The organism is Microbacterium sp. F2, from assembly GCF_052274505.1.
GTDB lineage: Bacteria > Actinomycetota > Actinomycetes > Actinomycetales > Microbacteriaceae > Microbacterium.
Map to the genome: position 1 here is coordinate 708,737 of NZ_JBNVBV010000001.1, position 13,057 is coordinate 721,793.

Consider the following 13,057-nt stretch of genomic DNA (forward strand, 5'->3'; position numbering starts at 1 on the left):
GAACGAACCGAGGCGCTACCGCAGCTCGCGGAAGAAGCGGATCGTCGCCGCCTCGGCGAGCGTCGCCCGGTTCGCCCGCATGTACTCCCGTGGGGGCTCCGTCGCCACGAGCTCCAGCAGGAACTCGACCGGCAGCGCCCACGTCTTCGCCATCTCCTCCAACTCCACGGAGGAGGGCATCGAATCCGGGCAGTCCTGCATCCGCTCGGCCCAGAGGACCAGGTTCTCGTCGGAGGGACGGGTCTGCTCCCATTCCTCCCGTGCCTGATCCAGCGGCAGGCTCGGGTCGGTGACCCACGCCAGTTGCGACATCACGACCTCCTCCGCCTGTCTCCGGGCCGCTGTCAGCCGGGCGACCTTCTGCAAGAAAGTCTCCCCCTGCCGGTCGCTGCCCGCCAGCATCGACGCGAGGTTCGTCACCTGCGCCTGCATCTCCAGGCCCAGCGTCTCGAAGAACGTCGCCGGATCGCTCAGCTCCGCCACTCGGCTCGGAGCTGTCGCCTGCCAGTGCTCCAGCGCCATCTGCCCGTACTTGTTCATCGCCTGCCCCGGTTTCGCGAGCGGTGGCGAGCGCGGTGTCGGCGGCGGGCTCGTCGAGCCCCCACAGGTCGAACTCCAGTTGCCCCGGCCAGGGCTTCCGGGATCGCTGCCGCGCCATTCGCCGTCACCGCCCGCGCCCTACTGCTCCGCCGCGAGATGGGCGTAGAACTCGTCCTCGATGGCCTGCCTGCGAGCCACGTCGTCCTTGACGAACTGCGTGAAGTCGGCATCCCGGTCGGGGATCACCGTCTCCACCAGCATGGGATGCTCGTCCTCGCCCGGCCACACCGCCTGCCGCGTCGGACGGTCGGTGTTGAGCTTCGTGCCGCACGCGGTCACCGCGTCCCGAAGCTGCGGCACGAACGCCCAGAAGTCGCGCCACCAGCCGAACGGTGCCGAGCCGTGCTGCTTCTTGTCGTAGGCGTTGAGGTAGTGCTGCCGCAGCGCCGACAGCGGCCACACCAGCTCCGGGTGCCGATGCCAGAACGGCGGCACGACGTTCACGCTCAGGCCGAACTCGTGACGCAGCCAGTTCACGAAGGCGTTCAGCTCCAGCCACTCCACCTGCGCCTCGGCCGCGGTCAGGATGTTCCAGTTGACGGGGCGCGGCGGCTCCGGCGTGTCCTTCGCCTCGGCGTCCGGCTCCTTGGCCGGCCTCGGCGAAGGTGTCACCGGCTCGGGCTCCGGTTCCTCGAGCGGAGGCACATCGAAGTCGGGGTCATCGGGCGGGAACAGCGTCTCGTCGGTGGTCATGACGCGGCCTCACAGCGTCATCGGACGGGGTGACGGTTGCTGGGGGATGGTCGGGTCTGGCGCTTCGATGGCTGCGCTCTCGACGTGCTGCGTGCGCGAGCGGCCGCGATCGACGGCGTAGCTCGTGCGGGCGGCATCGGGGCCGATGTGCGTGGCGATGAACTCCTCGCCGCTGATCGTCTCGCCGTTCTTCTCGTAGCTGAACTTCTGGACGTGCCCGCTGGCGACGAAGGTGTCGCCGCGCGCGAACTTCTCGTAGGCGTGCTCCGCGGTCTTCCGGAACATCTTGAACGGGTAGAACTTCGTCTCGCCCTGGGTGAACGAGCCGTCCGGGTTGCGCTCGAACTGCTCCTGACCGATCCAGGCGAACAGTCGCGCCTCTCCTTTCTCGTTGAAGGACAGTTGCGGGTCGCTGGCGAAGAAGCCCCACAGGGACTCTTTGGTTCGCATCGGGATGCTCCTAACTTCTCCTGCCGAGAGAGGACTGCTACCCGATAGGTGCGCAAGCTCGACCGTCCGCGCCCCGGGCTACTGTGATGACATGGCTGAGAGGCGAGCGTCGCCTGGGCAGAGAACGCTGTAGGGACTCTTCGGAAATGTCCATTTCGTGGAGGAAATGTCCACGAGATGTCTATCCGGGACATCTTCCGGGAGGATCGCGGGTCGAAGAGCGAAGGTGCAAGCGCGAGACCGAGTACAGCCACTGATGTATAGTCAGCATGTGCTGACTATTGCCGATCGACTCGATGTGATGAACCGGCTCGGCCGAGCTATGGCCGACCCGACCCGCTCTCGGATCCTCCTGACCCTCTTGACCGGCCCGAGTTATCCGGCGGTGCTGTCTCGTGATTTGGGGCTGTCCCGCTCGAACGTGTCGAACCATCTGACGTGTCTGCGCGGGTGCGGGATCGTGGTGGCTGAGCCCGAGGGCCGGCAGACCCGGTACGAGGTCGCAGACCCGCACCTCGCGCGCGCGCTGACGGCGCTGGTTGATGTGACGCTCGCGGTCGACGAGAGCGTGCCATGCATGGACCCGGACTGCGGGGTCGAGGGCTGCGTGGCGGGGGAGGTTCGGGCGTGAGCGCGGTCACGGGCTCGCAAGCCGAACACGTCGACCTCGACGACGATGATGACGATCACCGGCCGTGGTATCGGAGCCCGAGCGTTCTGATCCCGATCGCCTCCGGCGTCGCGTTCGCCGCCGGTCTGGTGTGCGAGTGGACCGGCGCGGAGACCGCGGGTCTGGTGTTGTTCTGGATCGGTCTGCTGCTGGGCGCGTACACGTTCGTGCCGGGCGCGCTGCGCAAACTGTTCACCAAGGGCAAGCTCGGTATCGGCCTGCTCATGACGATCAGCGCCACCGGGGCGGTGATCCTCGGCTACGTCGAGGAGGCCGCCGCACTCGCGTTCTTGTACTCCATCGCGGAGGCGCTGGAAGACAAGGCCATGGACCGCGCCCGCGCAGGGCTGCGGGCACTGTTGAAGCTCGTGCCCGACACCGCACTCGTCAAGGGCGGCGACGCCACCACGGAGGTGGAGGCGAAGGAGCTGCGTGTCGGCGATGTGCTCGTTGTCCGGCCGGGCGAACGGATCGCGACAGACGGCATCGTGCGTGCCGGGCGGAGCAGCCTGGACACGTCCGCGATCACAGGCGAGTCGATCCCGGTCGAGGTCGAGCCCGGCATTGACGTGTCGGCCGGGTCGATCAACACCACCGGCGTCCTCGAGGTCGAGGCCACCGCCGCTGGCACCGACAACTCGCTCACCACGATTGTGGAACTGGTCGAGCAGGCGCAGGCCGAGAAGGGCGACCGCGCCCGCCTGGCCGACCGCATCGCCCGCCCCCTCGTTCCCGGCGTGATGATCCTCGCCGTGCTGGTCGGCGTGCTCGGGTCGCTGCTGAGCGGCGACCCCGGGGTGTGGATCACCCGTGCTCTGGTCGTGCTGGTCGCAGCGTCGCCGTGTGCTCTGGCGATCGCTGTCCCGGTCACCGTCGTATCTGCCATCGGCGCCGCGTCAAAGTTCGGTGTGGTTGTGAAGTCCGGTGCCGCGTTCGAGCGATTCGGTGGCATCCGCCACCTCGCCGTCGACAAGACCGGCACTCTGACCCGCAACAAGCCCACTGTTACCCATGTCGTCACCACCGGCGCGACCCAGGATGGTGTGCTGGCATGGGCAGCGAGCCTGGAAGGCCACAGCACGCATCCCCTCGCCGCAGCGATCACCAACGCGGTTCCCGGCGCTCCGGCCGCTACAGACGTCCGCGAGACCGCCGGCCACGGCATTGTCGGCACCCTCGACGGAGCTCGTCTCGCCGTAGGGAGTCCACGTTGGCTAGACGCTGGCACGCTGGCCGACGAAGTGCAGGCGATGGAGTCCGAGGGGATGACCGTTGTCATCATCCACCGCAACGACCAGCCAGTCGGCGCGATCGGGGTGCGGGACGAGCTGCGTCCTGAGGTTCCTGAGGTCATCGCCACGCTGAACCGGCGCGGGATCGGGGTGACGATGCTCACCGGCGACAATGCCCGCACCGCCGCGGCCCTCGCCGTACAGGCCGGCATCAGCGACGTGCGCGCCGAACTGCGTCCCGAGGACAAGGCCGCCGCTGTCGCGGAAATGTCGAAGTCGCAGCCCACCGCGATGATCGGGGACGGCATCAACGACGCCCCCGCTCTCGCGGCCGCGGACCTGGGGATCGCGATGGGGGCCAAGGGCGCGGATGCTGCGATCGAGTCCGCCGACGTCGCGTTCACCGGCCACGACCTGCGTCTCATCCCGCAGGCTCTCGCTCACGCCCGTCGCGGCCGCAGCATCATCAACCAGAACGTTGTGCTGTCCATCGCGATCATCGCAATCCTGCTGCCGCTGGCGATCACCGGCATTCTGGGCCTCGCCGCCGTGGTGCTGGTGCACGAAGTCGCGGAGGTCATTGTGATCCTCAACGGGCTCCGCGCGGCGCGGCGCACGAAGGCATGACCGGTCTCGTTCATGGCCTCGCGCAGGGAAGGGCGGATGCCGTGAAAATGAATTCCGCCGGCCCTATTGGCTCGCGCGTCCGACCACGTCTATTCCTGATCGCGTGCGCCGTCGCTGCCGGGGCGGTGCTGATCGACCAGGGAACCAAAGCACTCGCCCTTTCACGGCTCAGCGAACAAGCCCGCATCCCACTCCTCGGAGACTGGCTCGGCTTGCAGCTCGCGTTCAACCCCGGCACCGTCATGTCCCTCGGATCCGGCTCAACCTGGCTGCTCACCATCATCGCGGCCGCGGCATCCGTGGCTCTGCTCATCGCCGCCACGCGCGCCCGCACCGCCGGGTGGGCGGTCGCGATTGGCCTGCTATGGGGCGGCGCGGTCGGCAACCTCCTGGACCGCCTGCTCGCCCCACCCGGATTCGGTCGCGGCCACGTCACCGACTTCCTCGCCTACGGCAACCTGTTCATCGGCAACCTTGCCGACGTCATCCTCGGTGTCGGCGTCGCCCTCGGCATACTCCTCTACGTCTCGCAGTCGAAGGGCAGAAGGTCGAGTCATCAGCCCGACGAGCACAGATCGACTCCGAAAGACATCTAGAAGCATGCTCGCGGCGGCTTTCGAGGACATTCCGCCTGTCACTTCCGCGTCCTGCCGCTGCGAAGATGGACATTTCTGAGCGGTCCCTACAAACGCGAGAGGTAGGTCGTCCAGTGTCGTTCGTGAACAACTCGACCGGCGAAGAGTTCGAGGATGAAGACGAGTACCTGCGTTCGATGAAGCAGGATGACTCCTACCAGTTCTCATACGACTATGAGTACGTCGCCGACAGATTCGGCGACGGTGATGACGACGTGAAACTGGAGAACGCGAGGCTCAACGTCTCGCTGACTTGGGACGACTACTCGGCTCCGGGATACGTCGTCTCGTATACCGTCGATTCGCCGACCCCGATTCCAAACGACTGGACGGGCGACGCCGACCAGATCTTCAATGACTTGTGGCTTGCCGTTACCGCGGACCTGAGTTCGCTTGGTATCGGCTCGCAGCTGCACAAAGACTGGCCGATCTAGCCTCCTCACAGTCAGTCGTCGGTGACTGTTGCCTCACCTATCCCTGCGGTGCCCGGCCGCATGATCGCCTCGACCTCGGCGCGCTGGGCGAGCAGCGTCTCGGCTTCCGGCCGATGGAGCCAGTAACGCATGGTCGTGATGATCGGCGGCGCGGAGCGCAGCAACACGAGCGAGGTGCACTGGGGCAGGGTGCGGATGTCTTCGACCTTCATGATCGGGACGCGGCGGATCGAGCGTTGGTTCGAGCGCAAGCCGCGCTCCCCGATGGTCACGGAGTCAGTCGTCTCGTCGCGTTCGCCGATCAGTGTGGAGATGTCCTGGAGGTGCCGTGTGTCCGTCCCGCCGCCGAGGACGATCTTGGTGATGCTCGCATCCCACATCGCGGTCGCGGCGTCGTCGCCCCAACGACCTCGCGCCTGGGCGAGCGACTGGAACACGGGCATCACCGTGAGCCCGGTGCCGCCGCCCTCCGCCATGAGGACCGGAAGCGAAGGCAGAGGCGCGAGGTTCCCGATCTCGTCGAGCGCGAGCAGCACAGGCGGATCGAGCCGCGCGCCCGGCGAGCGCGCGGCGATGCGCCGAGCCGTCTCTACGAGGTCTTCGATGAACGCCGCGACGAGCGACGAGGACGCCCCCGCTCCGGCTCCTGTCGCCAGCAGGTAAAGCGTGCCGGACCCGCGCAGGAACGCCTCGGGGTCGAACTGCTCGTCCTCGCTGGGGCTGACCGCCTCCAGCACCCGTGGGTCGGCGAGCGAGGCGAGGGAGAGCGAGACGCCCTGCCAAATGGAGTCGCGGGTGCGAGGGTCGGATTGCAGCATCCCGTCGAGCGACTCGGCCCATCCGGTCGCGGCGTGGGGGTGCGACGCGAGAATGGAGACGGCATCCGCCGCAGCCGCAGGGTCGAGCGTCCAGCGGAATAGCTCGGCGGGTTGCCGGTGATCGAGCGCCGCGGCGTGCAGAAGCGCCTGTAGCGCCGTGCGCGTCTTGCCTTCCCAGAATCCGCCGTTCTCGACAGAGGGGCCGGAGAGCCCGGTTCCCGCGGCGAGACCTGTGCCGCGGATCATCGCGGTCAGGGGCACCTCGCACCCGCGGATCGGTGACCACCGCAGACCCGCGGGCACGCCCTCGGCGAGGTGCTGGGGATCGAACACGGAGACTGGGCCGCCGTGCGACTGGCGGGCGCGGAGCGTCGCCGTGAGGTTGTCTGGCCGGGTCGAGGTCGTGATGACCGCACCGGGCGCGTCGAGGATGGTGTTGATGACGATGTTCGCGCCCTTGCCGGATCTCGGCGGGCCGATCAGCAGGATCGAGTCCTCCACGGATGTCCACACGCGCTTGCCGCGCGAAGTGCCGAGGAGGTAGCCGACCTGCTCGGGTTTCGGGTCGGTGAGCGAGGGGCGCAGGGTCTTCGCTCGACGCAGGAGGTCGCGTTCGGATGCGGCCCGCTGCACATCGCGCCCCTCGGCGATTCCCTCGATCCGGTTCGGGTCGGCCTTGGTCCGCTTGCCCAGCTCGCGCACCCATCGCCAGATGAACCACGTCGCCGTTCCGACGGCAGTGAGCAGGAGTGCGACGGTGATCCAGTAGGCGACCGGGCTGAGTGACGCGGAGCCGAGTGCCGAGCCGGGGTCATCGGGGTGGAAGACCACGCCGACTCCCGCTTCGAGACCTGCCGCAGGCTGGGGCGCAACTGTGACGAACGCAGCGATGCTCCCGGCCAAGCGCAGCGCACCGGCCAGCAGCATCGCACCGATGAGCGCGCCGAGGGCGAGGTTCGTCAGCTCGTCGCCGAACGCCCTGGCTCGCGGTGACGAACTGGTCATGCCGGGTGTCCGATGACGCAGGTGCCCGAGACGCGGCCGAGCAGGATGACCTCGTGCGTGGGGCTCAGATCGAGCAGACCCGGCTCGATCTGAGCCCTTGCCGCTCCGTCGCCGCTTGCCGCGGCGTGCCGGACGATGACCGCTACGGCCACATCCTCGCCTGGTACGAAGCCCTCGCCATTCTGGAGTGCGCGCGGGTGCGAAGGCTCCGTCGCATCCCGCGCGGAGTCGCCATCCTCGACCGAGGCCCGCGGTCCTGCGGGCGGGGACTGGTCGAGGGACACGGGGTGCAGTGGAGCGGTCACGATATCCGTGTAGATGGTGCCATCGAGTTCGTGCACCACGACGCGGACTGGGGAGCGGCGCTGCTCGATCACTTCGCTGATGATCTGCGCGAACGAGTGCCGCTGCCACGGCGGAGCGAACGTCGGCGGACCGAACAGCTTCCCGTCGACCACGACGCGCAGCGTCGCGTCCGCCTGCACGGTCATCGTCACGACCGGCAGCACGGGCGGCACGTTGGCTGAGTCCTCCTGCTCGGCGCTCTCTGAGCGAGCGCGGCGTCGCCGCGAAAGGGTGATGGACATTTCACGCTCCTCTGGCCTTCTGACCTGTCTCGTACATCGCAAGTTCGGCAGGGTGGAGCTGGTGCTGGACGACGAACGAGCGGTTCTTGATCCTCCAGAGCCCCTGCCCGGTGCCGAGGCCGGGCAGCAATCCCTGCTCAGTTCCGGTGAGTCCGAGGGCCTGCGCAGTCGCTCCGAGCTGATCGCTCTCCTGCCTGTAGATCACCCGTGTCTCGGCGTTGGCGAGCAGGGACGAGGCGAGTGCGCGCATCGCCGAGCCCTGGTCGCCTACGTTGTCGAGGTCGCTGAGCTTGTGGAAAATGAGCAGGTTGGCGATGCCGTAGTGCCGCGCGAGCCGCCACTGTGCATCCATCCGGCGCAGCAGCGCCGGATGCGACATGAGCCGCCACGCCTCGTCGTACACGACCCAGCGCGGGCCGCCCGCCGGGTCGAGCAGCGCCGACTCCATCCACGCCGACGAACACGTCATGAGCACGGAGATGAGCGTCGAGTTCTCCGCAACCCGCGACAGGTCTAGCGACACCATCGGCAGCGACGGGTCGAAGCGCACGGTGCTCGGGCCGTCGAACAGTCCCGCCAAGTCACCGGCCACGAGTCTCCGAAGCGCGTGTCCGACGAGTCGGCCGTCCTCGGCGAGCCTGCCATCGTCGTTCTCGGCGTTCGGAGCGAGGATGCGGTCGACCACCATCGGAAGGATCGGCACATCGGCCGAGCGCACCGCATCGGCGAGCGCGATGTCGACGGCGGTGTGCTCCAGCGGGGTGAGGCCGCGGTCGAGGACGGTCTCGGCGAGCGCGCCGATCAGGTCGCGTCGCCGTGAGGTGACCTGGCTCTGCCACTCGGCATCGCTGAGGCCCGAAGGCCGGTGCCCTTCACCGAGAATCAGACCGCACAGGATCTCTCGAAGGCCGTGCATACTCCGAACAAGAACGTCTACGAGTACGTCCTCGACGACTCGCAGGTCGAGCGTGAGTTCGGTGCGGCACTCGATATCAGCGAAGAGGTATCCGTCTTCACGAAGCTCCCGCGCGGCTTCAAGATTCCGACTCCGCTCGATGATTACAACCCTGATTGGGCAATCGCCTTCCAGGAAGGGGCAGTCAAGCACGTCTACTTCGTCGCCGAAACGAAGTTCTCCCTTTCATCGCTCGAACTGCGCGGCGCTGAGAAGGCGAAGATCGACTGCGCCAACAAGCTCTTCGAGAAGCTCGACCAGGTAGCCGGTACGCCGGGCGTCAGGTACCACGGCGTGACGAGTTACGACCATCTGCTGCAACTCGTTGGAGCGTGAGCCGGATGGTCATCGAGCTGTACTTCTCCCAGCACTTCGGGGTATCGCCTAAGGTGCTGGAGGACTACGGCGCGTTCGATGTCAGCCTCGCCTCCGACCTACCACTCTTCGTCGACCCCTTCCTGCTCTTCAACAGCAAGAAGCAGGAGTACCGCGATCTCCACGACGGAATGATCCGCTACCTCGTATTCCTCCGCGACCGGGCCATCCCCGATCTCGATCCGGGGCTCATCAAGGCCTGGTACATGTTCCAGGAGGTGAAGCAGAACTGGCTCGGATTCACCGTCCTCGGCAACTCGGGGAGTGGACTCGGCAAGGACTTCGCCCGCGCACTGCACAGCTCTCTCGGCTCGATCCTGAAAGGGTTCGGGTCGGAGTCGATCACCAAGGGTGCCCACCTGGAGAAGCTCGCGCTCATCAAAGAAGGCGTCGGGCGCGACAACATCAGCGACTTCACCACGAACCTCATCAAGGGTTACCTGCTGGAGTACACGCAGGCGTTCGCTCAGGCGCATCTGTCGGCCGACCGGCGCGGCACATTCTCGGTCGCCCGCGCGGTCTTCAACTACGAGACCGAGATCTGGGAATCGCGCCAATACGAACTGCCCGCGCTCCGCGGGGACTACGTTCTGCTCACCCCGGCCGACATGCTCACCAAGGACGACACCTGGATCAGTCGTTCCGACCTGGTGCGCGAATTCAGCAGCATCCCCGACGCCATCGAAGATGACCAGCTTCGCGCGCAGGTCAACAACTACCTCTTCAAGAAGCTGAGCGACAAGCCCACCAAGAAGGAGTACTCGGACCTGGCGGCTGCGGCGATCCTCCAGTTTCCCGAGGTCATCGACTACTACATCCGCCAGAAGGAGGAAACCGGGGAGCAGGCAGTCGGCCTCAGCGCAAGACGGCGGCAGGAGGTCTTCGAGATCCTCGTGCAGATGGTGCAGAAAGTCGTCGAAGACATCCGCACCAACACCTCGCTGTACCTGACGCCGGTCACCAGCTACGACGAGGCGCTGACCCGCGCCAACGGATTCAAGAAGTACGTCGAGAACCAGGACGGCCACCGGCTCCTCAACAAGCCCGGCCAGGAACGCCCCCTCGCCACGGAGAAGGAGGTCCAGCTCTTCTTCGGCCTCATTTTCTTCGGCAGCGAGTTCGACGTGAACCGCGAGGTCAACAACGGGCGCGGTCCCGTGGACTTCAAAGTGAGCAAAGGAGCCGTCGACAAGTCGCTGATCGAGATCAAGCTCGCCAGCAACAGCCAACTGAAGCGGAACCTCCAGAACCAGGTCGAGGTCTACGAGAAGGCGAACGGCACGCGCAGCTCGGTCAAGATGATCGTCTGCTACACGGAGGCGGACGTGGCGAAGGTCGATTCCGTCCTGAAGGAGCTGGATCTCCGCGGCGAGAAGTCCATCGTCGTCATCGACGCGCGCGCCGACAACAAGCCCTCGGGCTCGAAGGCATAAGGCGGTTCAGCAGCGATGCTTCAGTACCTTCGGCTGCGCGGTGCCCCCGCCTTCGACCCGGCATCCGGTACAGACATCGGCCCGCTCAAGCCGGTGAACTTCTTCTTCGGGTCCAACGGCTCCGGCAAGACGACGATCAGCCGCGCCTTGGCCGACTCGACGCGGTTCACGGGAACCACCTTGGAGTGGAACCCAGCGACCAGCGTGCTCGGCATCAAGGTCTACAACCGCGACTACGTCAATGCGACGCTCACGCCCGCAGGCCACCTGGCTGGCGTGTTCCTCCTGGGCGAGACGAACGCTGAGATCCAGACCGAGATCGAATCGCTGACAGGACCGAGTGGTTCCATCGCCGCTGCCAAAGAAGGCCTTGCGGGACTCCGCGCCTCGTTGGACGCGAAGAACGGTGAGATCGATGGTGTCCGTACCGCGCTGAAGGAGGCGGCGTGGGCGAAGCGCAATGACGTCCCTGCAGAACTGCGTGAGATGTTCACGGGGTACAACAACAGCAAAGATCGGCTTCTGGACCGACTGCTCGAAGTCGCGGCGGCGAACCTCTCTGCCTCCGAGGACTTCACGGCGCTTACCTCCGAGGCAGCAGCAGTTCTCGCGGAAGATGCGCAACCGCTCCTGGAGCTGCCGCTTGGACGCGACATCAAGATCGAAGACGCGCCGGGCCACTCTCTCTTGGGCGCGGCAGTCGTGGGTAGCGGGGATGTGCGCCTCGCGCCTCTTATCCAGCAGCTCGGCAACGCCGACTGGGTTCAGCATGGTCGTACCCATCTCGAACACGCGAACGGTGTCTGCCCGTTCTGCCAGCAGACCGTTCCATCCGACCTCGGTGAGCAATTGGAGGCGTACTTCGACCGGACCTACGTCGAGCAGATGGAACAACTGTCGGCCCTCAACCAGCACTTCGAGTCCTGGGAGCAGCAGTGGACGACCTATCTCGATGATCTGCCAGCGAAGCCGGGCGTCGCCGAGCACCTCAATGCCGAACGGCTAGCGACCGCGCGTGCTGCGCTGGAGCTGGTGATCGCTGAGACCCGAGCACAGCTGAGCGCAAAACTGTCCGGGCCGTCGAGCATCCTCTCGGTGCCCGATCCCTCGCCGCAGGTAGAAGGCGTCAACGCCGTTGTTCGGGAGGCCAACACGGCAATCCAGGGCTTCAACCTACTCCTCAGGAACCGATCAGCCGCGAGGAAGTCGCTTCTCGACCGCTGCTGGGTCGTGTTCGCCCGGGTGACCCTCGTCGCCGAACTCGCCCGCTATGAGGGAGCGATGCCTGGTCACCTGACGGGGAAGGAAAGCATCGAAGGGCAGATCGTGTCGGCGACGGCGGACATCCGCGCCAAAGAGTCGCGCCTCCGCGAGCTTCAGGCGAAGGTCACATCAAGCAAGCCGATCATCGACCGCATCAACCGCCTCTTGGATTCCGTCGGCTTCCATTCCTTCTCACTGGCGGAGTCGACAGCAGTTCAGGACGGTTACACCCTCGTCCGCTCGAACGGCGACGTCGCAACGGAGACCCTCAGCGAAGGCGAGCGGACATTCATCACCTTCCTCTATTTCGCTCAGTCGCTACATGGCTCGCCGCAGGATGAAGCCGAGCCGAATGATCTCCTGGCGGTGATCGACGACCCGATATCAAGCCTCGACAGCGATGTGCTGTACGCCGTCTCCACCCTTGTCCGCAGGCTCGTCGAGGATGTCGCAGCAGGCACAGGCCGAGTGCGGCAGCTCCTGCTCATGACGCACAACGCTCACTTCCACAAGGACGTGACCTATCGCCCGCACGGCGGCCCGAAGCTCGGGTCTTGGAAGTACGGTGTCGTGCGGAAGCGAAGCGGGCAGTCGAGCGAAGTCGAGCTACGCGACGACAACCCGATCCAAACCGCCTACGGTGCCCTGTGGGACGAGGTCAAGAGGTCGGCCGAGCGTCCCTCGGAGAGCGCAGTCGGCCTCCAGAACACCTTGCGTCGCATCCTGGAGACCTACTTCAAAGTGCTCGGCGGTGTCGACGATCCCGCCATCATTGCCAAGTTCGAGGGAGACGAGCAAGTCATCTGTCGCTCGCTCTTCACCTGGGTCAATGCTGGCTCCCACTCGATCTTCGATGACCTCGACTACTCGCCGACGCCGAGCACCGTAGAGGCCAACCTCCGTGTGTTCCGCCGCATCTTCGAGGAGCAGGGGCAGATCGGTCACTACCGCATGATGATGGGCGAGCCTGTCGAAGAAGTCTCTGCGGAGGATCAGGCGGTCGAGGTCGAGTCGGGGAGTGAAGCAATCGAATGACCGACATCCCCACGGGGCTGACCTCACGCCAGGAGATCGTTGAAATCGACATCTTCGACAGGCTCAGCGGGTCGATCCGCGACGCACTCCTCGCAGAGTTGTCGCAGAAGCCGGAGCACAAGATCATCTCCCTGTCGATCACGTCCTACAGCGAGTTCGCCACGAGCTACCGTGCGGTCGCCGTCATCGAGTACCTGTAGGCATCGTGGGCAAGCGCGCCGACAGTGATGAGCACTATGTGGCTC

At 65.9% G+C, this 13,057-nt stretch carries 13 protein-coding genes and 1 pseudogene; 8 read left to right on the forward strand and 6 right to left on the reverse strand.

Features of this window, described 5'->3' with window-relative positions:
• Window positions 1–15: 15 nt before the first annotated feature.
• From ACQVDU_RS03530 to ACQVDU_RS03540, 3 genes are all read right to left on the reverse strand, one after another.
• Window positions 16–540 (reverse strand): hypothetical protein, encoded by a 525-nt coding sequence (locus ACQVDU_RS03530; protein WP_045246583.1) that lies wholly within the window; start codon window positions 538–540, stop codon window positions 16–18.
• 138 nt (window positions 541–678) lie between these two features.
• A complete protein-coding gene (locus ACQVDU_RS03535; RefSeq protein WP_102209673.1) occupies window positions 679–1,293 on the reverse strand; it encodes a hypothetical protein in 615 nt (204 codons plus the stop codon).
• 9 nt (window positions 1,294–1,302) lie between these two features.
• Window positions 1,303–1,743 (reverse strand): single-stranded DNA-binding protein, encoded by a 441-nt coding sequence (locus ACQVDU_RS03540; protein ID WP_048809344.1) that lies wholly within the window; start codon window positions 1,741–1,743, stop codon window positions 1,303–1,305.
• A 271-nt stretch (window positions 1,744–2,014) separates the two neighbouring features.
• Between ACQVDU_RS03540 and cmtR the strand changes: the two genes are divergently transcribed.
• The 4 genes from cmtR (at window position 2,015) to ACQVDU_RS03560 (ending at window position 5,341) form a co-directional block, all read left to right on the forward strand.
• Window positions 2,015–2,374 (forward strand): Cd(II)/Pb(II)-sensing metalloregulatory transcriptional regulator CmtR, encoded by a 360-nt coding sequence (cmtR, locus tag ACQVDU_RS03545; protein ID WP_045246602.1) that lies wholly within the window; start codon window positions 2,015–2,017, stop codon window positions 2,372–2,374.
• Entirely contained in the window at window positions 2,371–4,272 is a 1,902-nt protein-coding gene (locus ACQVDU_RS03550; protein ID WP_228162905.1) for a heavy metal translocating P-type ATPase, read from the forward strand. Before cmtR ends, ACQVDU_RS03550 begins: the two co-directional genes overlap by 4 nt.
• A 47-nt stretch (window positions 4,273–4,319) precedes the next feature.
• A complete protein-coding gene (locus ACQVDU_RS03555; RefSeq protein WP_102209671.1) occupies window positions 4,320–4,868 on the forward strand; it encodes a signal peptidase II in 549 nt (182 codons plus the stop codon).
• Between the two features lie 122 nt (window positions 4,869–4,990).
• On the forward strand, window positions 4,991–5,341 hold the full coding sequence (locus tag ACQVDU_RS03560) for a hypothetical protein (RefSeq protein WP_138172282.1): 351 nt from the start codon (window positions 4,991–4,993) through the stop codon (window positions 5,339–5,341).
• 11 nt (window positions 5,342–5,352) lie between these two features.
• On the opposite strand, the gene ACQVDU_RS03565 is transcribed toward ACQVDU_RS03560, so the two are convergent.
• From ACQVDU_RS03565 to ACQVDU_RS03575, 3 genes and pseudogenes are all read right to left on the reverse strand, one after another.
• Window positions 5,353–7,164 (reverse strand): type IV secretory system conjugative DNA transfer family protein, encoded by a 1,812-nt coding sequence (locus ACQVDU_RS03565; protein WP_443476261.1) that lies wholly within the window; start codon window positions 7,162–7,164, stop codon window positions 5,353–5,355.
• Window positions 7,161–7,751 (reverse strand): hypothetical protein, encoded by a 591-nt coding sequence (locus ACQVDU_RS03570; RefSeq protein WP_300591509.1) that lies wholly within the window; start codon window positions 7,749–7,751, stop codon window positions 7,161–7,163. Before ACQVDU_RS03570 ends, ACQVDU_RS03565 begins: the two co-directional genes overlap by 4 nt.
• A gap of 1 nt (window position 7,752) precedes the next feature.
• A pseudogene (locus ACQVDU_RS03575) lies at window positions 7,753–8,631 on the reverse strand (ATP-binding protein); the annotation flags it as partial.
• A gap of 30 nt (window positions 8,632–8,661) precedes the next feature.
• Here ACQVDU_RS03575 and ACQVDU_RS03580 point away from each other — a divergent pair.
• The 4 genes from ACQVDU_RS03580 to ACQVDU_RS03595 are packed head-to-tail and all read left to right on the forward strand — an operon-like array spanning window position 8,662 to window position 13,012.
• On the forward strand, window positions 8,662–9,042 hold the full coding sequence (locus ACQVDU_RS03580; protein WP_300591508.1) for a restriction endonuclease: 381 nt from the start codon (window positions 8,662–8,664) through the stop codon (window positions 9,040–9,042).
• 5 nt (window positions 9,043–9,047) lie between these two features.
• Entirely contained in the window at window positions 9,048–10,514 is a 1,467-nt protein-coding gene (locus tag ACQVDU_RS03585) for a hypothetical protein (protein ID WP_300591507.1), read from the forward strand.
• A gap of 15 nt (window positions 10,515–10,529) precedes the next feature.
• Complete coding sequence (locus tag ACQVDU_RS03590; protein WP_443476262.1) at window positions 10,530–12,812, forward strand: AAA family ATPase; 2,283 nt, start codon at window positions 10,530–10,532, stop codon at window positions 12,810–12,812.
• Complete coding sequence (locus ACQVDU_RS03595; RefSeq protein ID WP_300591505.1) at window positions 12,809–13,012, forward strand: hypothetical protein; 204 nt, start codon at window positions 12,809–12,811, stop codon at window positions 13,010–13,012. The genes ACQVDU_RS03590 and ACQVDU_RS03595 overlap by 4 nt, the downstream gene beginning before the upstream one ends.
• Window positions 13,013–13,057: the final 45 nt, after the last annotated feature.